The 20,875-nt window shown below is 50.3% G+C and carries 14 protein-coding genes; 9 read left to right on the top strand and 5 right to left on the bottom strand.

The window, feature by feature from the left end; translation table 11 throughout:
* Positions 1 to 4 precede the first annotated feature (4 nt).
* The 5 genes from BM202_RS27775 (at position 5) to BM202_RS27795 (ending at position 9,218) form a co-directional block, all read left to right on the top strand.
* Positions 5 to 1,126 carry a FecR family protein gene (locus BM202_RS27775; RefSeq protein WP_093832375.1) on the top strand — a complete coding sequence of 374 codons (1,122 nt, stop codon included), beginning with the start codon at positions 5 to 7 and terminating at the stop codon, positions 1,124 to 1,126.
* Positions 1,127 to 1,256: 130 nt separating this feature from the next.
* Complete coding sequence (locus BM202_RS27780; protein ID WP_245776803.1) at positions 1,257 to 4,658, top strand: TonB-dependent receptor; 3,402 nt, start codon at positions 1,257 to 1,259, stop codon at positions 4,656 to 4,658.
* Between the two features lie 13 nt (positions 4,659 to 4,671).
* Entirely contained in the window at positions 4,672 to 6,180 is a 1,509-nt protein-coding gene (locus tag BM202_RS27785) for a RagB/SusD family nutrient uptake outer membrane protein (RefSeq protein WP_093832377.1), read from the top strand.
* Between the two features lie 65 nt (positions 6,181 to 6,245).
* Positions 6,246 to 6,884 (top strand): 3-keto-disaccharide hydrolase, encoded by a 639-nt coding sequence (locus BM202_RS27790; protein WP_093832379.1) that lies wholly within the window; start codon positions 6,246 to 6,248, stop codon positions 6,882 to 6,884.
* Positions 6,885 to 6,923: 39 nt separating this feature from the next.
* Complete coding sequence (locus tag BM202_RS27795) at positions 6,924 to 9,218, top strand: DUF7133 domain-containing protein (protein ID WP_093832381.1); 2,295 nt, start codon at positions 6,924 to 6,926, stop codon at positions 9,216 to 9,218.
* A 10-nt stretch (positions 9,219 to 9,228) separates the two neighbouring features.
* Here the strand turns inward: BM202_RS27795 and BM202_RS27800 are convergent, their stop codons facing one another.
* On the bottom strand, positions 9,229 to 10,134 hold the full coding sequence (locus tag BM202_RS27800) for a LysR family transcriptional regulator (RefSeq protein ID WP_093832383.1): 906 nt from the start codon (positions 10,132 to 10,134) through the stop codon (positions 9,229 to 9,231).
* A gap of 105 nt (positions 10,135 to 10,239) precedes the next feature.
* Here BM202_RS27800 and BM202_RS27805 point away from each other — a divergent pair, with 105 nt between their 5' ends.
* On the top strand, positions 10,240 to 10,656 hold the full coding sequence (locus tag BM202_RS27805; protein WP_093832385.1) for a hypothetical protein: 417 nt from the start codon (positions 10,240 to 10,242) through the stop codon (positions 10,654 to 10,656).
* Between the two features lie 130 nt (positions 10,657 to 10,786).
* Positions 10,787 to 11,797, top strand: a complete 1,011-nt coding sequence (locus tag BM202_RS27810; RefSeq protein WP_245776804.1) for an EamA family transporter — start codon at positions 10,787 to 10,789, stop codon at positions 11,795 to 11,797.
* Positions 11,798 to 11,984: 187 nt separating this feature from the next.
* On the opposite strand, the gene BM202_RS27815 is transcribed toward BM202_RS27810, so the two are convergent.
* Complete coding sequence (locus BM202_RS27815) at positions 11,985 to 14,486, bottom strand: TonB-dependent receptor domain-containing protein (RefSeq protein WP_093832387.1); 2,502 nt, start codon at positions 14,484 to 14,486, stop codon at positions 11,985 to 11,987.
* Positions 14,487 to 14,793: 307 nt separating this feature from the next.
* On the opposite strand from BM202_RS27815, the gene BM202_RS27820 reads away from it, so the two are divergent.
* Positions 14,794 to 15,279, top strand: a complete 486-nt coding sequence (locus BM202_RS27820) for a hypothetical protein (RefSeq protein WP_093832389.1) — start codon at positions 14,794 to 14,796, stop codon at positions 15,277 to 15,279.
* A 504-nt stretch (positions 15,280 to 15,783) separates the two neighbouring features.
* Positions 15,784 to 16,359 (top strand): cupin domain-containing protein, encoded by a 576-nt coding sequence (locus tag BM202_RS27825; RefSeq protein ID WP_093832391.1) that lies wholly within the window; start codon positions 15,784 to 15,786, stop codon positions 16,357 to 16,359.
* Positions 16,360 to 16,489: 130 nt separating this feature from the next.
* Here BM202_RS27825 and BM202_RS27830 read toward each other — a convergent pair whose 3' ends face one another.
* The 3 genes from BM202_RS27830 to BM202_RS27840 form a co-directional block, all read right to left on the bottom strand.
* On the bottom strand, positions 16,490 to 17,242 hold the full coding sequence (locus BM202_RS27830) for a LytR/AlgR family response regulator transcription factor (protein WP_093832393.1): 753 nt from the start codon (positions 17,240 to 17,242) through the stop codon (positions 16,490 to 16,492).
* Positions 17,242 to 18,750, bottom strand: coding sequence for a sensor histidine kinase (locus BM202_RS27835; RefSeq protein ID WP_245776805.1), 1,509 nt, complete (start codon positions 18,748 to 18,750; stop codon positions 17,242 to 17,244). The genes BM202_RS27830 and BM202_RS27835 overlap by 1 nt, the downstream gene beginning before the upstream one ends.
* Positions 18,751 to 19,087: 337 nt before the next feature.
* On the bottom strand, positions 19,088 to 20,746 hold the full coding sequence (locus tag BM202_RS27840) for a carboxylesterase/lipase family protein (RefSeq protein WP_093832394.1): 1,659 nt from the start codon (positions 20,744 to 20,746) through the stop codon (positions 19,088 to 19,090).
* Positions 20,747 to 20,875: the final 129 nt, after the last annotated feature.

Genomic DNA, 20,875 nt, shown 5'->3' on the forward strand with positions numbered 1-20,875 from the left:
CGGTATGAAAACGTATCAACGCTATACAGTCGAAGATTTTCTGACAGATGACTGGTTTCTGGCCTGGGTGAAACACCAGCAACCCGAAGCGCGTCAGTTCTGGGAGCAGTGGCAGCAACAAAACCCGCAACAACGGGAAACGTTGCTGTTGGCAAAAGATATGGCCGAAGCCCTTAAAAACCGCCCACATACTCTGTCGTCCGAGCAGGAACAGCTGGAGGTGGAACGTATCGTTAAACTAACCCGCCACGTACCGACACCATCGCGCTGGGTTGTTCTCAAATCTTCACTGAACCAGTATCGCTGGCTGGCTGCGGCTTCAGTGGTGTTGCTTCTGGGCACGGGCTGGTGGTTGATGCAGGAACGAGAGCTAGCGTCGCCGAGCGCAACGGCCAAATACCTGGATAGCTTCGATCATCCATCAACCGAAGCGTGGATAAATCAAACCAATGGTACGTCCCAGCCCGTTCAGATTTCCCTGCCCGATGGTAGTCAGATGACGTTGATGGCGCATAGTAAGGCATCCTATCCTCGCTCGTTTGACACTGATAAACGGGAAGTTACCCTAAAAGGGGAGGCCCTGTTTTCAGTCGTTCATGAAGGGGAGCGCCCCTTTTTAGTCTATAGTGGTAGCCTCGTTACGCGGGTACTCGGTACTCGATTTCGGGTGCACGCCCGACCGGGTGATGCCCGGATGATGGTGTCTGTCCTATCGGGGAAAGTGTCGGTAATGGATCGAAAAGACTGGATTACGTCCCGAAAATCGTCGAATACGAACAAGTCGGGGGTTGTGCTGACGGCCAATCAGCAGGTGACCTACGATGCCAGCCAGCATAGTTATCAGAAAGAGCTGGTCTCCAGACCATCAATAATTGTTTCAGCATCCGAAAGTCCGGAAACGTTCAGTTTCGACGATACACCCGCAGTGAATGTTTTCGAGCGATTGAAAAAAGCCTACGGCGTCGAAATTATCTATGATACCTCAACGCTACGTCATTGCACCTTAACCGCATCACTGGCTGGTGTTTCCCTGTACGATCAACTCCAGTTGCTGTGTGCTTCCATTGGCGCAACGTATGAGGTAGTCGATACGCGCATCATCATTACGAGCAAAGGCTGCTCCTGAAACATATATAAAAAATCCCGCTATGCTGCGAACATAGCGGGGGTATTTGACCGATCGGGCGGCAATTTCGGGCCACCGCCGACCGGTGTAGCTACGCCTTTGCCCGGAATAACTAAACCTACCACAAGTTATGTACAAGTTTACAAACCACGAAACGATTCGGATGCTTATGCGAATTTCGCTACTCCAGTTGTTGCTTACGGTTGCGTTGACGAATGGAGCGCTGGCGGCTAAGGGTCAGGAGCTTCTGGAACAACGAGTCAGCCTTCGGCTGGACAATAACACGATCCGGCAGGCACTGCTGACGCTGGAAAAAACGGCGCATGTCAAGTTCGTATATAGTCGGCAGATTGTCCATATTGATCAGAAAGTTTCGTTATCGGCTACGGAGGAAAAACTGGCCGTTGTGCTCGAACGGCTGTTGAGGCCGCTGCAACTTCGCTACGTAGTAACGGGGAGTCAGATTGCCATTGTGCGTGGGCCAACAGCCGAAGACGTTGGCGACGTGGCCCCCGCTCCCTATTCGGCGTCAACTGAACTTGTCGACATAACCATCGCCGGGACTGTTACCAGTGAAGCGGGTGAAGGCATGCCGGGTGTAAGTGTCGTTCACAAAGGGACCACGCGTGGCACCACAACCGATGCGGAGGGTAAATACAAGCTGGTTATTCCGGACGATCCGGGCAGCAAGGCGACAACGGCCCTGGTTTTTTCGTTTGTTGGCTACAGTAATCAGGAAGTGCTCGTTGGCAACCGCACTGTGGTCGACGTGCAACTTGTTCCCGACCTGAAATCGCTGAATGAAGTGGTGGTGGTGGGCTATGGTACGCAGCAAAAGGAGGATATTACGGGGGCCATCGCCATTGCTTCTGCCAAAGAACTGAAAGATCCGCCCGTAGCACAGGTTGCTCAAATGCTACAGGGTAAACTGGTCGGTGTACGTATTGACCAGGTGAGCGGGCGACCCGGCGAGGGCATGAATATCAAAGTTCGGGGGTCGGTGTCTATTACCGCTGGGGCTAACCCGCTGTATGTGGTCGATGGAATGCCCATTACCGGCGATATCAACACGATCAATCCGGCCGAAATTGAAAGCATTAGTGTGTTGAAAGACGCAGCGTCCTCATCGCTCTACGGATCGCGGGCAGGTAACGGGGTGGTCTTGATTCAGACGAAACAGGCTAAAGCGGGCAAAACACAAATCGATTTTAGCGCCTACTACGGCTTTGAAAAGATTCCCGATGCCCGGAAGCTGAAAATGATGAACGCCGAGGAATACGCTCAGTTTCAGAAAGAAATTGCTGAATCGAACGGGAGAGCGGTGAATCCGGCTTTCCAGAATCCGGCACAATACGCCGGAAAAGGCACCAACTGGTTTGACGTCGTAACTCGAACCGGTGCTGTTCAGAGTTATAACCTGACACTACGTTCCGGCGCTAAAAACTTCCTTACCTCTGTCACCGGCGGCTATTTTAAAGAGGATGGTGTCGTGATTGGAACGGGCTTTCAACGGCTTTCGCTTCGTGTAAATACCGTATTTACGCCCAGCGATAAAATTAAAGTCGGCTTCAATCTGGCGCCCAATTACGCTTATAACACCAACTTTGCAACCGATGGCGGACCGTATGGCACCGAAAATATTATATCAGGCGCACTGGCAACAAGTCCTCTTGCCAGCCCGTACAATGCCGATGGGAGTCTGGCGCTGACGGCTTCGGACCCGGCCTCATTTGGCAACCCAAACTGGTTGCGGGTAGCCCAGGAAAAAGTATATAAGAACAAAACACAGGGGCTGCTTTCCAATGCCTACGTTGAATACGAAATTATTAAAGGCTTGAAAGCCAAAACAACGGCCAATATCCAGCTGAGCAACAACAGTATAGCCCAGTTTAACCCGTCGACCATTGGCGTTTTGTTCACCCCTCCGCCCCGCATTCCGAGTGGCTCGGACAACACGACCCGGATGTACAACTGGATGAACGAAAACTCGCTGACGTATCAGAACGAATTTAACGGGCATAGCATCGACGCGCTGGTCGATTTCACCGCTCAGCAATTTCGAAGTGAGAACAACCTGATTACAGCGACCAATTACACCGATGATAAAGTGCAGGCAGTCAGTGCCGCTGGGCGGGTTGTCGTTACCAGCGATGTGCAGAAATGGGCTTTGTTGTCGTTTCTGGCCCGTCTGAATTACAACTATAAAAGTAAATACCTCTTCACGGCTTCCGTTCGTCGGGATGGTTCGTCGCGCTTTGGACCCAACAATCGCTGGGGGAATTTCCCGTCGGCTTCGGTGGGCTGGATTGTGTCGAAAGAGAATTTCTGGCGCGTAACGCCCATTTCATTTTTGAAACTGCGAGCAAGCTACGGGATCACGGGTAACTTCGAAATCGGTAATTACTCCTTCCGATCGACGGTTGGCCCGGTCTACTACGACTTCGGCAATACGCTTTTCCAGGGTAGAGCCGCCAACAACCTGGGCGATAACAACCTGGGTTGGGAACGAAAAAAGCAGTTTAATATAGGGGCCGATGTTTACCTGCTGAATGATCGGATTCAGCTGACGTATAACTACTACCGTACTACGTCCAGCGATCTGCTCTATAACGTCTCGGTTCCCGTATCGTCGGGGTTTAGTAGTATTCAAACCAACATTGGCGAGCTGAAATTCTGGGGGCACGAAATTGGCCTCAGCACCACCAATATCCGCAACAGCCGGCTGACCTGGACGACTACCCTCAATCTTTCTTTCGACCGGAACCGGGTAGAAAAACTATCGACCGAAAAAACCAATGCCATCTACCAGGGTATGGTCAATTATGGTTTCTATAGCCATATATCGCAGGTTGGTTCGCCCGTTGGTTTATTTTACGGAGCCGTCTGGGATGGTGTTTATAAGGATAAGCAGGATTTTGACAATTCGCCGAAATATACTGATTCTCAAATAGGAACAATTAAGTTTAAGGATCTGAACGGCGATGGCAAGATCACGTTCCCGGAAGATTATACCACAACCGGAACGCCCTGGCCTACCTATATCTTTGGTCTGACCAATCAACTCAACTACCGGAATTTTGATCTGGGCCTGACGATTACCGGAAATTATGGAAACCAGATTCTGGCGCATTACGAAAACTGGCTGACCAATCTCGATGGCCCGTTTAACGTACTGGAAGAAGTAAAAGACCGCTGGAAATCACCCACAGACCCCGGCGCGGGCAAATACGGCAGTGTGCAGCAGGGCACTACGTACCTGGAACGCGATCGATGGAGTACGCGGTACCTTAAAGACGGTAGCTTCCTGTCGTTCAAGAACATTACCCTGGGCTATACATTACCGCTAAAAGTAAAAACCATCCGAAGCCTGCGGGTATACAGCAGCATCCAGAATGCCTGGCTTATTACAAAATATCCGGGAAATCCGGAAGTGAACACACGGAATGTGTCCAGCGGCAGCTCGCCGGGTGTCGACGAAGGATCGTATCCCGTTCCCCGCACGGTCAGTTTCGGAGTAAATATCGGTTTCTAAAAAAGGATTTGTCATGAAAATCAAACTCATAGCTCTAAGTATCCTGTTTTTTTCGCTAAGTGCCTGCCGTGACTTTTTGGATGTCATTCCAGAAACGTCATTGACGTCCGATAGTTTCTACCAGTCGCAGGCGGACTTTGAACAGGCCGTCGGTGGGATTTACGCCCCCCTTCAGGGACTTTACAATCAGGATTGGATTCTGAACGAGATGCGTTCCGACAATACATTCTTTATTTATAATGTTGCCCAGCGTGGCGGAAAGCCGCAGGAAGACCCTGCTACGTTTACGCTTGAAACCAACAACACGTATACGTCGGGCAAGTGGACGAATTGCTATCTGATTATAGCCCGGGCAAACCAGGTACTGAAAACAATTGATGCCGCCAGTTTCGATGATGCTGTTAAATCGAACCTGAAAGGGCAGGCGCTTTTTTTGCGGGCTTATGCGTATTTCGATCTGGTAAAAAACTTCGGCGGTGTTCCGCTATTTCTGGAGTCAGCCTCAGGCTACAAAGAAACTTTCAAAGCAAGAGCCGAAGCCACCGACGTGTATAAACAGATTGTTGCCGATGCAGCGGCAGCCGCTAAACTCTTACCCGCTAAAGCGTCGGCACCCGGTCGTGCTACGTCGGGAGCCGCTTACACGCTCCTGGCTGATGCGTATATCGATCAGAAATCCTGGGCTGATGCCGAAACCGCCCTGAAAACAGTGACAACGCTTGGCTATAGCCTGTTGCCCAATTACGCGGATATTTTTAAGCCGACCAACAAAGGCAATCCTGAGATAATTTTCGATGTACAATATGCCGAGGGAACATCACAGGCCATCTATAATGCACTGCCCTATCTGTTTATTCCCATACTGGCCGACCCGTCGATACTTACGGGTGTAAAGCCTGCATCGCAACAAAATTACGGTGGCTACAATGTACCAACGCCCGATTTGCTGAAGGTTTACGAAGATACGCTCAAGGATCAGCGGTTTTCGGCTTCCATCGGTTTTTATACGGGTCCATCACCCCTGATCGGAATAACGTCGTATAATCGTACGCCCTACATTAAAAAATACCTACATCCCCACGCAATTTATGGGCAAACGGCTGACAACGGCCCGATCTACCGGTATGCCGAAGTGCTGTTGATGCTGGCTGAAGTAGCGAACGAGCAAGGTAGTCAGGCGGATGCCGCTGGTTATCTGAATCTGGTGCGGGCACGGGCAGGTTTACCCCCGTTGTCCGCTGGAAGTCAGGCTAGTATGCGAGCCAGTATTCTGAAAGAACGTAAGGTTGAGCTGGCTTTTGAAAATAAACGCTGGCACGATCTGGTACGTAGTGGATTGGCAATTCAGGTAATGACCGCTAAGGCGGCCAAAATCAAGGCTAATCCGCAGGCGTATTATTATCCGGCGGGTAGCGCACCCATCGCCACCGCTTTTAATATTACAGACCGGGATCTGCTCTATCCGATTCCGGTGAGCGAGATCATTACCAATCCTGATTTGAAGCAGAATCCTGGATATTGACCTGAGTTAGCCCGTACCGCGTCGGTTAGGGGCGGTACGGGTTCCCATCGTTTAGTTTACGGCTTATGAAAACTTTTCTGTTTATTTCTGCAATTGCCAGCCTGTTTCTGACGGGCTTTCTGTTCGGCCCTGCCAAAAAATCTATCCCGCTTTTCGATGGTAAAACCTTCCGGGGCTGGGAGGGCGATACGGTAAACACCTGGCGAATCGAGAATGGTACTATTGCCGCCGGGCGACCCGACCAGATGGTTCCGCATAACGATTTTCTATGCACGACACGTAGCTACGCCAACTTCATTATGCGCCTGAAAGTCAAGCTCACAGGCACGAAAGGGTTTGTCAACGCGGGTATACAATTTCGCAGCAAACGGCTTACAAACCCACCCTACGAAATGATCGGCTATCAGGCCGACTGGGGACCCAAATACTGGGGAAGCCTGTACGATGAGTCACGCCGGAAGGTAACGCTGGTCCAACCTGATTCCATGCAGATGGCCAAATGGATAAAAGTCGCTGACTGGAATACGTACGAAATCCGGGCCGAAAATCGCCGTATTCGCCTGTATGTGAATGGGAATCAAACGGTGGAGTATACCGAATCCGATGAAAGCATTCCACAGTCGGGCTTGATCGGCCTTCAAATTCACGGAGCTGGCATAACTCAGGTTGCCTATAAAGATATTACGCTCGAAGAACTTCCCTGACACTAAAAACAGATTATTCTATCTGTGCTCATACCTACTATGAAACCTAATCTCTGGCTTGTTACCGCAAGCATTCTCTTTTCGGTGCTGTGTCTTGCTGCTGCCCGGTATTCGGATGGTTTCAATGCCATTTCGCAGGAAGACCCGTTTGAAACGCCGAGAACAGTAAGCCAAACGCCATCGACCGTTCCGCTGTCTCCGCAGGAAAGCATGAAAACGTTCCGGCTGCCCAAAGGATATCACCTTGAACTGGTCGCCAGTGAGCCGATGGTTTCTGAGCCGGTCGCCCTGGCCTGGGATGGTAACGCCCGGTTGTACGTAGCGCAGATGGAAACTTACATGCAAACCGTGCTGGCAACCGATCAGGACAAGCCCCGGAGCCGGGTTATGCTGCTGGAAGACACAAATGGTGAAGGCAAAATGGATAAGAGTTCGGTGTTTATCGATCACTTATTGATGCCCCGCGCCATTCTGACCGTCGGTCATGAACTACTCGTCAACGAAACGGATTCCTACGACATTTATGCCTATCAGGATACCAACGGCGATGGCAAAGCCGATAAGAAACGACCCGTGTTTCAAAGTAAACGGAAGGCGTTTGGTAATGTAGAGCACCAACGTAGCGGTCTTGACTGGAATCTGGATAACTGGATTTACGAAACCATCGACCCCATACGGTACCGGTATAAAAATGGTGTATTGAAAGCCGATACGTTGCCGAATGCAGCGGGTCAATGGGGATTGACACACGACGATTACGGGCGGGTATTTTTCAGTCGGGCGGCTGCGGGCATTGCAGCTTCTGGCTTCCAGATCAATCCGGCTTATGGGCAGCTTGATTTTCCGGATGCGTTTGAGGAAGGCTTTAACCATGTCTGGTCGGCGATAAAAACGCCCGATGTGAATGGTGGCCCTAAAACGCTACGTCCCGATAGCACCATGGCCGATTTTACCTCCATCTGCGGACAGTCCGTTTTTCGGGGGGACCGGCTCCCAACCAGTATGTTCGGTGATTATATCGTGTCCGAACCCGTTGCCAGGGTTATTCGACGGGCCAATATCCAGAACAAGGACGGGAAAATTTTACTGTCCAATGTTTATCATCAGGACGAGTTTATCTCATCGACCGACATGAATTTTCGGCCCATCAATACCTACACGGGGCCAGATGGCTGTCTGTATATCGTTGATATGTATCGGGGCATCATTCAGGAATCGACTTGGGCGCAGCCGGGCAGTTATCTATACGGTCAGATAAAGACGAAAGGGCTGGACAAGAACGTACAGCGGGGCCGAATTTATCGGCTGGTTTACGATGGTATGAAGCCCGGTCCAACTCCCAAACTATTGAGTGAGCCGACTCGTAGACTGATTACCTACCTGGCGTATCCGAATGGCTGGTGGCGGGACAATGCCCAGAAAGAAATCATTGTCCGAAACGACAAATCGGTGGTCGCATCGCTCAAACAAATTGCTCTGGGTGAAAAAGGTGTACTAGCCGAAAAACCATCAATCATTACCCGGATGCATGCGCTTTGGACGCTGGAAGGGCTCGACGCCATTGACAAGCCGATCATCCTGACCACATTGAACGATCCTGTTCCGGAGGTGCGCAAGACGGCCGTGTGGCTCAGTGAACCCTGGCTCAAACAGAATGATGCCCAACTGATCGACAAGCTGGAGTCGCTAAAAAACGACGATAGCTACGATGTTCTTTCCCAACTGGTATTGTCGCTTTCTTACAGCAAAGCCGATAAAGCAAACGCCATTGCGCAGTCAGTTCTGGCCGGGCATGCTGATAACGTAGTGCTTACGGGCATAGAGCGTACGCTGAAAAAAGCGGAAGAGATCAGACAAATCGGTAGTAGCCGACTGGCGGCACTGAACCCCGCCGACCGGCAGATGGTGCGGGAAGGCGCTCAGATTTTCACCGCTTTATGCGCTACGTGCCACGGATCACAGGGGCAGGGAACCCCTACGAAAATGGCCCCTCACCTGGCCGGGAAGTTCAAATTGCTGGAAAATCGCGACGAAGTCATCAAGATTCTGCTTCAGGGTCTGACGGGTCCCGTTGAGGGTGTTACGTATCATGAACTAATGCCACCCATGGGTACCAACAGCGATGAGTGGATTGCGTCGGTGCTTACCTATGTCCGGCTGGAATTGGGGATGCAGAGCTTCCCGGAAATGTCATCGGGCTATATGAACAACTTCGTGTTGGTGAAACCGGAGCAGGTCAAAAAAATCCGGGAGCAAACGGCTAGCCGGACCAAACCCTGGACCTGGGACGAGTTGATTCAGGAACGAGACCGGCTGAAATTAGGCAAGAAATAAACGTATAAGATCAGACAGGACAGGCGTAGCCATCCATTTCTTTCATGTAACAGGCCAGTTGCTCAATGAAAGCGGTTGTATAGGGCTGTTGCTGTTTCGTCTTTAGCGTAGCCGCGTACCACGTCCGTAGTATTCGGTTTTTCGTGATCGGGACGGCTGTCAGTTGACCCGATTGCAAGTACGGTCTGACTATCCAGTTGGGGAGTACGGCCACCCCCAGACCCGCTTTCACCATCTCCAGAATGGCTTCTGTCAGGGTGATTTTATACACCTTCGCGGGTCGACGATGTTTAAAGAGCATCATGAAGTTCTCGCTTTCCTCGTCCGGAATATTGTACATAACGTAGTTATACTCGGCAAACTGATCGATTTCAACCCACGGCTGATTGGCCCACGGATGGTCGGGCGGAACGATGGCCATAAACTCATCCTGAAAAAGCGATGTATACTGAAATTTCGGGTTTTCATCGCCTTCCGTTATAGCGACGTCGATCTTGTTATCCAAAAGATACTGGTTCGCGTTATGGGTAACGGCTTCCATCTCGACCTTGACATCCACTTTAGGATAAAGGCCCTGAAACTCCCGCAGAAACCCCGCCAGCCAATGGTAGGACGTGTAGCACTGCGTACAAAGCCGCACTTCACCAACTTCCTTATCGGTCAGGCATCGAACTTTAGCCCTCGTCTCGGCCACAGTCTGCAAAATCGTATCGGCAGCTTCTAATACGACCGTCCCCGCCGGAGTCAGTAGCATCTGTTTTTTGTCGCGGATGAAAAGCTGCGTGTCAAAATAACTTTCCAATTCCTTTAACTGATGGCTTAGCGCCGATTGGGTCAAAAAGAGCCGGTCGGCGGCTTTGGTCAGGTTGCCGGCGTTCGCTACTTCCTTCACCATCTGGAGATGTCGTAATTCCATGATGAATATTATTCATGATTTAGTCAAAAATAATTCGTTTTGCTAATATATCAAATCGTCCCACCTTTGGCCCAGTCAATCACGGTATAAAAACAACACTACAAAATGAAAACTACTACGCAACACGTAATGAACGTACTGCTTGTGAGCCTGCTCATGGCAGCCAGTGTGATCAATGCACAAGCCGCTACCCTGAACCCCGACGATTCGACTCCGAAAGAGCATTCGTTTGAGGTTGGGATGTTTATGGAAGCCGAATGGACGGTAAATCTGATGCTGGCCATTCACCAACCGAAGCGGATTATGATTACGCTACGAAATGAGAAAGGGGTCGTCATTTATCGGGAGTATTTGAAAAAATCTACGACCAACTACCGACGTAAATTTAAATTTGACAAATCCGAAGTTGAATCCGGCGTATACCAGTTCGAAATCAGTGATAATCAACAAACGATTGTTCGCCGGGTCGAAGTGGTAAACATTCCAACTGTTGAATCACAGCGGTATATTACCTTTGATTAACCTTGGTAGAGACCGGTCCGCCGGTGCGGCAACCCTTTGCGTCTCTACTGGCGTCAGCAATTGATGCGTCAGCCAAAACCATCCGGATAAAGAGACGCCCTACTGGCGTCTCTGCTAATCAACCCTGAACATGCAAAAGGACTTAATACAAACCAGCGGCCCAATGGCCTCCCCAGCCCTGGTCATCCTGGCATTCGCCACGGTCTATATTGTCTGGGGCTCTACCTATTTTTTCATACAAATGGCCATGAGCGGTTTTCCTCCGCTGTTGCTGGGGGCCATCCGTTTTTTAGTAGCCGGTACGTTGCTGCTGGGTTGGTGCCTTGGCCAGGGGGAACGGATCGTTATAAAAAGTAGCCTTATCACGTCAGCCGTGGTTGGTATCTTGCTACTCGTGGTCGGCAATGGTGTCGTAATCTGGGTTGAACAAACCTTACCCAGCGCTCTGGCTGCCATCCTGGTGTCGTCGGCACCGATCTGGTTTGTCCTGCTCGATAAGCCGAACTGGGTCATCAACTTCAAAAGCAAAGCCACGATCGGTGGGCTTGTCATCGGGTTTATAGGGGTAATCGTTCTGTTCGGTGAGCAGTTGAGCGATCTGTTTGCGGGCAACACGGACAAGTCCAAGCTTATAGGGATGGGCCTGTTGGTTATCGGGTCAATCGCCTGGTCGTCGGGGTCGCTGTACTCAAAACACCATCCATCCGAAGGTTCCCCGACGGTAAATGTGGCCTGGCAAATGATTATTGCCGGGCTGGTGTTTCTGCCCGGTAGCCTGCTCAACGACGAATTTGCCCGGGTGCAATGGGCACACATACCGACGCAGGCCTGGCTGGCGCTGGGGTATCTCATTCTGTTTGGATCAATTGCGGCATACAGCGCCTATGTCTGGCTGTTGCAGGTGCGCCCTGCCACGCAGGTCAGTACGTATGCCTACGTGAATCCGGTTATTGCGGTTATTCTTGGGGTGCTGTTTGCGCATGAGCCAATCTCCCTGTTGCAGATTACGGGACTGGTCATCATACTGGGTAGTGTGCTGTTAATCAACCTGTCGAAATATTATGCGGAAAAGAACAGGCCACTAGACGAAGAAGATTCGGATGCAAAATTCGATAACCGAGTCGCTGGCGTTGACATATAATGAGTTATTGCCGTAGCAGTGACTGCTACGATATTAGCGTATAAAAGGTACATTTTCTACAACGTATTAATCACTTGCTGCGCTTTTGCGTCTTACCCCCAACCCCCTAAAGGGGGCTTAGGTTGAGAATAGTCGAGCTAAGCCCCCTTTAGGGGGTTGGGGGTAAGACGCAAAAGCTACATCAAAATTAGTTGCCACCAATACGTCCCTGTTCATCTTCCACACCCGACCGGCGCTGGCGAGTGGTCTTTAGATTACGGTTGCCGAAATTATAGGTAAACGTCAGTCGGGCGACGCGGCTTTCCCACCGGCTGACAAAGTCAAGCCGGGTGTTGGGAAGGTTGGCCGACCCGGCCCCCCGCATCGTATGCATGAGATCGCTAACGTTTATCCGTACCGTAGCGGCTTTGTTCCAGAGGCTCTTCTGAACGCCCACGCTGAGTTGTCCCTGACTTTTGTACTGCATCTGCCCATATACCATTGGCGAGTTATAGAAACCGGCTAGTTCGGCGGTGAAACCGTAGGGCAGCACGAAGCTCTGATTCATGGTCAGGTTGGCCGACAGTTGCCGGTAATCGAGTCGTTGCCCGGCATATTCGGCGTCGTAGGCATTCCAGAATACGTTCGCGCTGGGGCGGATGGTCCACCACCTGGTGAGCTGGATAGGCAGGCTGATGGCGAGGTTGACATTGTCGAGAGCTGCCAGATTGACCGTGGTGGCACGTAGCGTTTGCCCTTGTGGATCGTTGACGCCCGTAATAACGTCGGTGGTGTGGTTGTAGCTCAGGCTAATGCTCGTTTCGCCTTTGTAGGTATAGCCAACCTGAAACGCATTGGTGTACTGAGCCCGCAGGAATGGGTTTCCTTCGCGATACGTGTATGGGTCCATCACGTAGATGAACGGATTGAGATCCTGATAGTTAGGCCGGTCGATGCGTCGGCTGAACGAGGTTCGCCACTGATGATTCGGGCTGGCGTTGTAGGTGACGAACGCGCTCGGAAACAGGTTGAGGTAGTTGCGATCCACAATCTTGTTGAGCGTCACGGAGTTGCCCAGTGAACGCGTATGTTCGGCTCGCAAGCCCCCCTGCACTGACCATTTGCCCCAGTCGCGGCTACCATTCAGGTAGGCGGCCGTGATGGTTTCGTCGTACAGAAAATGGTTTGTCCGTTGTGGATCGGGGACGTAGCCCGTTTCGGTGAGCGTTTCGAAACGCACGTCATTGTCCGACGTTACGTAGGAGATTTTAGCGCCCGCTTCGAGTTTGGCGCTTTTGCCCAACGGATGCACGTAGTCAGCTTTAGCCGCCCGGATCGTGACTGTCGAAGGAGGCAGATTGCGCTGGATTAATTCGGGGCGAACCTCTTCACCCAAAGCATCGACGTAACTGGTACGCATGTTGTCCTGCGGCTGGATGCTCACCTGCGATACGTCCATATCCACCGTCAATTCTCGTCCCAACGTATCGAAACTATGCTTGATATTGGCGTTGGCGGACAACCGCTGCATGGCCCGCGTAGAAGCATTGAGCATCGTAACGGTTTGCTGAAGTTGCCCGTTGGCGTCGTAAACCAGATTCTTACTGTCGATCTGAGCATTGTTGTCATTTATTGCGCCATTGAGCATCACGCCCACCGACGTACGTTTTCCGAACGCATAATCAGCGCCCGCTTTGAACGTATGGTTGCGATCGGTGCTGGGCCGATAGCCGAGATTGCGCACCGACGTCAACGTATCGCCCGAGCCAAACCGGCGGGTGGCATCGATCGACCCAAAGTTTTCGCGGTAGTCGTAATTATAATTGCCAAACAGACTTAAGCCTCCGGCCCGATGGTTTACCGTCAGGCCAGCGGTTGCTTTCGGAACGCGCCCGTAGCCTCCGCCGATGGTTGCGCTGCCGTTGGTGCCACCTGCTCGGCTGCCTCGTTTGAGCCGAATGTTGATGATCCCCGCGTTCCCGGCCGCGTCGTATTTAGCCGACGGATTCGAAATCAGTTCAATCGTTTCGATACTGTTCGAGGGCGTGTTACGTAGCAGATTGACTACTTCCTGGGCTGAGAGATAGGTGGGTTTGCCGTCAATCATGACGAGCGTTCTCTCACGACCTTTGAGCGTGATCCGTTCATTCTGCGAGTCGACCAGCACACCCGGTGCCCGTTCGAGGACTTCGAGCGCTGTACCACCACTGGCGATGACGCTGTTTTCGACGTTGAGGACGGTCTTATCCGGCAGTTGTTCGATAAACGGTTTTTTCGCGGTCACGTTTACCTCCCCAAGCGTGCGACTGTCTTCCCGCGCCAGCAGGTTCGGGACAAGAACCGCAAGCTGGTCATCTTTAACGGTAAATGGCGCTGAAATAACACGCTGATAACCAACCATCGTGGCGGCTACCCGGTACGTACCTGATGCTACGTTCTCGAAAACATAGTGTCCGGCGGTATCGGTAACAGCGCCTTTTGCCATGGAAGAATCGGTACGTAGCAAAACCATCGTGGCAAATTCGACTGGCTTCCCGGCTGTGTTTCGGACCTGACCCGATACGGTTATACGCGCCAGATTTTGCGCGTAAACGGCGCTGGTAAACAGGCTGGTGGCTAACAGCAGAACGATTATCCAGTAGGAAGGCAGGGACGCGATGGGAGAGTACAGGTCGGCCATAAGGGGGGAGGAAGGTTGTTGATTGCTCATCGTATGTTGTGTTTACTGATGATGCAAAATTGGCCGTTTGATTGACGCTCATCAATCGCATGAAAATGTGAAAAATGGGGTCAACTCACCGCATGCACATGCGACTGGGTTGATCGGCGTGGTAAGAGAAGTTATGCTGGGTAACTCAGGCTATGGAGATGTGAGACTGGGACCAGTAAATAATCGGGCGTCAAGGTTACAGTTGCCTTTCACTCCTGCTCGATACGCAGGTCACTGAATAGGGTACTAGTTACGACTAAAGGCGTATATTTATGCTGGGTGAATATGGAGCAGCTTTAAACGTAGTATGGAAACCGAGACCCCTATCCAGACAGCCGGTAAAATAGCTATAGGCGCACTGCGAGCCTTGCTTATTCTTGTAGGCGTGGCGATTATGGCTTTAACTGTCGTTTGGTTCTTCCATCACGTTCCAGATACGGATATGGAGTTAACGAGTGTGGCCAGAGATACTACATTTTACGTCGGAAGAGCCGAAAGCAACGGAGGCAGAGGGGGTTATATTTCTCTGTTAGCAACGGGTGAGTTAGACGATTCAACGGCCTCCATTCTGATTGATTATACCAAACCACCCGCCCGAGCCGGTGAACTTCAGCTTTCCGGAGGGAAAGTTAATCAGATGTATACTAGTGACTTTTACGATGCTAAAGCCAGGGTGACCTACCGTCATGGGCGCGTTAAGCAGGGCAATTTACGCCTTCAAATCGTGTTTTCACTTCCGCCCGGCAACTGGGGCTATACACTCAAAAGCGAACATTGGACCAGGGAAAAGTAAGGATCATTCATTATATATAAATAGCTATTATTATGAATAAGTATCGGCTACGTCCAGGGCTTCAAATTCTACTTTGGAGCGTTTTTATTACCTTATGCATCAATCATTTTATACCAAACCTGAATCCTTTTTTAGGCTTAGTTTGCAGCGTCTTATTATTGATATTGGTTGTAGGTCAACTTGTTTTCCTGAGGAAACACGGACTCGTTTATGTGGGAATATTCCTGCTCTGCTTATTTACAGTTACTGCCCTTTTGCTATATTTTGATAGCCTGATTTTCAGCTATCCTAAACGCTATTATAGTACTGCTGAACTGTAATTTTACCGGTCAGGATGAAAAAACTGTAGATCTAAAAAAGACAATCAGTACAGGCAATTAAGATGAATTTAAAGACATTTATATACTCGTTCTTACCATATCCTAAATAGTGTGAAGGCTGTATTAGGAATTCTATTTCATTCGTATGTATGATCCAATCTCACATGGCAAATCCTGAACTAATATGAAAAGAAATAGCTTTCTGAAAGCCTGTTTGGGAACCGGTACGTTCCTGATTTCTCCCTTCGTTCTGGCGGCAAAGACAATAAAAAATTATCGGGTTGAGAAAGGCTTTAAGGTCGATGCCGGTAAAGACCGATTCGATCATGCCATTTCCCTTTTTGAAGGGGATACATTCACAACAAAAGTATCGACCAAAGACACCGATGGGGACATCTATGTTTACGAATCCCGTCGGGAGAAAGAAGGTGGCCCGGCCCTTCATACTCACTTTAATCAGGATGAGATGTGGTATGTGCTGGAAGGTGAATTTTTAATTAAAGTTGGAGATGTAGTGCACCAGGCCAAGACGGGTGACAGCGTTTTTGGCCCTCGAAACGTACCCCATTGTTTTGCCAAGGTAGGCCCCGGTGAAGGAAGATTATTGATGACTTTTCAACCCGCAGGTAAAATGGAAGTGTTCTTCCAGAAAGTTAGTGAAGGCGCGCTGAAAACGATGTCGGAAGCGGAGCAGGACAAGTTTCGGGAAGAGCATGGCTTCAAACGGGTAGGACCACCTATCAACCAGTTAAAAAAGTAGGAAGGCTGCTTTTGACGATTTCGATGAGGAACGTCAGCCCGTAGAAGTTGCAGGTTGGGTGCCGCTATTTTGCGTTTGGCAATACATAGAATGGGCCCCAAGCGGACAGTACGCAGCACAATGTTCCTGATTATACATGCAGTGCTTTTTTCAGGCCTTCTTTCTTACCCCTGGATATCGGCACTTCGGAACCATCGGTCAGCAGCAGGAAATCGCCAAACTCCTTTTTCCAGCTTTTGATAAACGGTTTATTAACCAGATGCGACTGATGGCAGCGGATAAAACCATACTGGGTTAATACGTCATCGTACGCATAAATGGGTTTACAGACCAGCAGTGTTTCGCCATCGGACAGGTGGAAGGTGGTGTAATTGTTAGACGATTCGCACCGGATGATTTCGCTGATTTTTACAAAACGCGTCTCCTTTGCCGTCGCCAGGGCAATACGCGGCTCGTCCTGACTCTGGCCACTTTTCAGCGTCTGCATCAGGTTATGCAGGAGTTGATTCTGTTCTTTCAGACGGCGCTGTTTGATGGCTCGCTCGACAGCCGCCTGTAATTCATTGATATCAAGCGGTTTCAATAAGTAATCAACCGCTGCGAACCGCAGCGCCTGTAGAACGTATTGGTCATAGGCCGTTACAAAAATTACTTCAAAGTTGTATTCAGGTAGACTACGCAAGAAATCGAATCCGTTTTGTTGCGGCATCTGGATGTCCAGAAACAACACATCGGGTTGCTCCGTGTAGAGCACGCGTTTAGCGGCCTCCGCATTCAGGGCTGTTCCACATACGTTCACTTGCGGACAGTACGTCTTTAGCAGCGCTTGCAGGTTGTCTAAATTAGGCTGCTCATCGTCGATCAGAAGTGCTTTCGTTTCCATCAAAACCAGTGGTTAAACGTAAGAATAAGTTGCGTGCCCGCCGGACTGGAATGACGGATAGTTAAGGCAATCGGACATTCGGAACGAAGTTTATTCAACAGGTCAAGCCGATCACGGGTTAGTTTTAGCCCTAAACCAGGGGTTACCTGGTCGTCGGCAAAGCCTTTGCCATTATCGGTTACCGTGACGATCATCGCGTTGTCAGATCGGCTGATGTCAATGTCAATGTAGCCCTTTTCCTGTAGTGACGCGACCCCGTGTTTTACCGCATTTTCAACCAGGGGCTGTAAAAGTAGCAGGGGTATGTCCGTTTCATACACATTGATCGCCGGGTCGACCGTGATTTTGTATTGAAACCCAAACCGAAGTTGCTCCAGTTTCAAATACGTGTCTAGCGTCTGGATCTCTTCGTGAAGGGACAGTTCATCCTGGTGGCTGTACTTGAGCGACTCCCGCATCAGCCGGGCAAAGTCTGACAGGTAACTATTGGCCCCCTGAATGTCCTGTTTATTGATGAGACCCTGTATCGAGCTGAGCGCATTAAAGACGAAGTGGGGATTTAGCTGCGCGTGAATCGCTTTTAATCCGAGTTGCAACCTGGTTTTATTGACCTCTTCCTGCTGGGTTTTCCGACGTTGTCCAATATACAACAGTAAGAACAGGCAAGCGCCCAGTAGAGCAGCGACAAAAATGCCCGCTAAAATGCGGAACAGGTTCGTTTGATGCCAGACTGGTGCTACGTCGAATCGGTACTTAGCAATGTGCTGTGGCTGAGCTGAATAGCGAATTTTGACTACATAATGACCTGGCGGATAATTTTTGATCCAGACAATGTTATTGTCATACTCATTGTACTGCCAGGGGGTATACACGCTGCCATTTCGGAGCAGTTCGTATTGTATCTGCTCTTTATGGAAATGGCCATTTTCCAGTAAAAATACCAGGTTTGTATTCGTGGACGATACGTTCAGAACAGGCGACATGGCACCAACGGGTTGGTTATCGGGTAGCCAGGGCGACTGCAGTTTTTGAAGGAATTTGTCGAAATTTTCGGACGTGTAAATATTCGTTATAACCGGCTTGATCGACTCCCAGGCAACCATGGAGGTAGCCACAATCTGGTCCGTTGCCGTTTTCCTTACGTCCATAATCAGCATACTGCCTAAGCTGGTTCTGTAACCGCCCAGATAGGCCATCCTGGGTAAGCCTGACTGGTGGATCAGGGTTGAATCCGTAAACTGGTTGAGGCTGTGCCAGGGGACCAGGACACGACTACCGGGGTATTCGGTCACCCGAAACTGGAACAAGTGGGCATTTTGCGGACCAACTCCCTGTAAAAAGAACTGGGCATGAGCCGTATCGAAGGTGGTGCGGGCTAGGATTTGGGCGGGTCGTAAACGTCGAAAAGACGCATCATGTTCAAGCGTGTGGAAGTGTTTACTCTTCTCCCGTATTTCCCAAAAGGAGTTATTCTCTTTGCGAATCGCTAGAATTAACCCTATCGCCAAAGGGTTCTATTTAACCTTGTGTGCGAAACTTTGCGAGTAGTCACCCCAGTTGATTTGCGCCTGTGCAGAAGCAACAGTAAGTATTCCGCTAATAAGTAAGAAGGCTGCCTTTTTCATGTTGTCGACATTATGACACAAAAAAAAGATCCTTTGCGGACGCTAATTTGGGTCAATGTGAATTCGGACAGTCTCAATGTGAATTCGGATCAACTGGTGAGAAGGGTTTCCCTTATGAGTATACGAAGATCCATGAAGCAAAGAACCAGCTACTTTGTGTCCACCAATTTTCAGGCGTGACAACAAACCAACTGGTTCTTAAAAATTGGGGATCGCTACGTTAGGCCAGAGCTTTTCGGGCCTCGCGGTCAGGGTCATTGGCTAACGCGGGGGTATCATCCAGAATCATGGTTTCCCCGTTTTGCGTTGTATACGGCTTCCAGTTGGGTAAGCCACCTCCGTTTGGAGTACCGGTTTTCACAAAGCTCAGAAAAGAATGAGCCATCTTGTCCGACAAGGCTCTGGGTCGTTTGCCTCCTCCGGTATGCGTCAGCATCAAATCCGTATTGTAAAACCAGAAACAAATATCATCGCAGTGGAAAGCCCGCATCCGACCATCAAACAGGGGCGGTTGCCAGCCAAACCAGGCCACATATACAGGGCCTTTTTGTTTCGCTACTTTCGCATCGGCGGTGGCCACGGCGTTTTTTCGGTTAGAAACAATGAGTGCCCAAATCTCAATTGGGCGAGCCTTCGGGAAGTTTTTCGCGTAAGCCTCTACGACCTCGCTGGCCTTATCGCCAAAGCGGGGCTTGATCTTCTCTTTCACTTCGGCCAGCGAAATGTTTTCTAACGTAGCATCCGTCCGATCGGGGTTCTGTTCGTGGAACGTAGTGCAGAGCATCAGCGGAATGTCGGCCGAGAAATGAGTTGGGTCACTGAAAAAAGCCCCTTCATTCATGGTCACGCCGTCGGCTACCGGAGCAAACCCACCCCGCTGGATGTTCATCCGTTTCGCTTCATCGGCCATTTTTTCGACGGCCCGGTTGGCGATGTCAATATACTGACGCCACGGAATCTGCTGAAGTTTGTCGATTTCGCCGGGTTTCAGGCCAGCTTCTTCCATCACCTTCAGCCCTAACTTTTCGGCATACTCCTTATTGACGCCCGACAACGAACTGCCGCTCAAGGCCACCGCCTTGTGAAACAGCCCTTTCGCCGATGGCATATTCATCAGGGTGGTCACTTTGGCTCCTCCACCCGACTGTCCAATGATCGTTACATTGTTGGGGTCGCCACCAAAATTAGCAATGTTGTTCTTTACCCATTCGAGGGCGGCCACCATATCCAGATTCCCTACATTTCCTGATGCCGCATGCCCCCCGGCTGCTTTCAAATGGGTATAGCCCAGCGAACCAAGTCGGTGATTGATTGAACAGAAAACGATATTGCCCAGACGGGACAGGTTTTCGCCATGATACCCGTCCTGTTCAATCGCGTTCCCATTGACGAAACCACCGCCGTGTAACCAGACCACTACCGGACGCTTTTGGGTGTCCAGCGCTGGTGTCCACACGTTTAGTTTCAGGCAGTCCTCCGAAACGTCGTCATAATTCCAGTGGTCAACGAAGGAGGCATAGACATTGGCGTATCGTTTCTCCATAATCTGGGGAGCGGAGTTTCCCCACCAGAGCGTAGGCCGAATGTCGGTCCAGGGCGTGGGTTTTTGCGGGGGCATGAATCGATTCTTACCCGAGGTATCGGCGCCATAAGGAACCCCTAAAAATTGGTGAATGCCCCGCAGAATAAACCCCCTGACTTTTCCATATTCTGTATTGGCAATACCAATGTTGTCGCCTACAAACAAAATTTGATCATCGCCGGTTGGTTTGGCGACTTTAGGCGGTAGCAACGTAGCTGCGGGGGCTTGGGACGTTACGCCCAAACTGGCGACGCCAACGCCGAGTGACTGTAAGAAATTACGTCTTGACGGTTTCATAACTATTTTTTGTAAAGGGTAAAGGAAAAGTAAGCCCCTGCCGACAGCAAAGAAGAGAGTAGGGTAAAACTTAAATTTTACCCTTTATAAAAAGGCCTAAATAAGAGATTTTTACTGTTCCTGCTCACC

This window comes from Spirosoma endophyticum (assembly GCF_900112365.1).
Taxonomy (GTDB): Bacteria; Bacteroidota; Bacteroidia; order Cytophagales; family Spirosomataceae; genus Spirosoma; species Spirosoma endophyticum.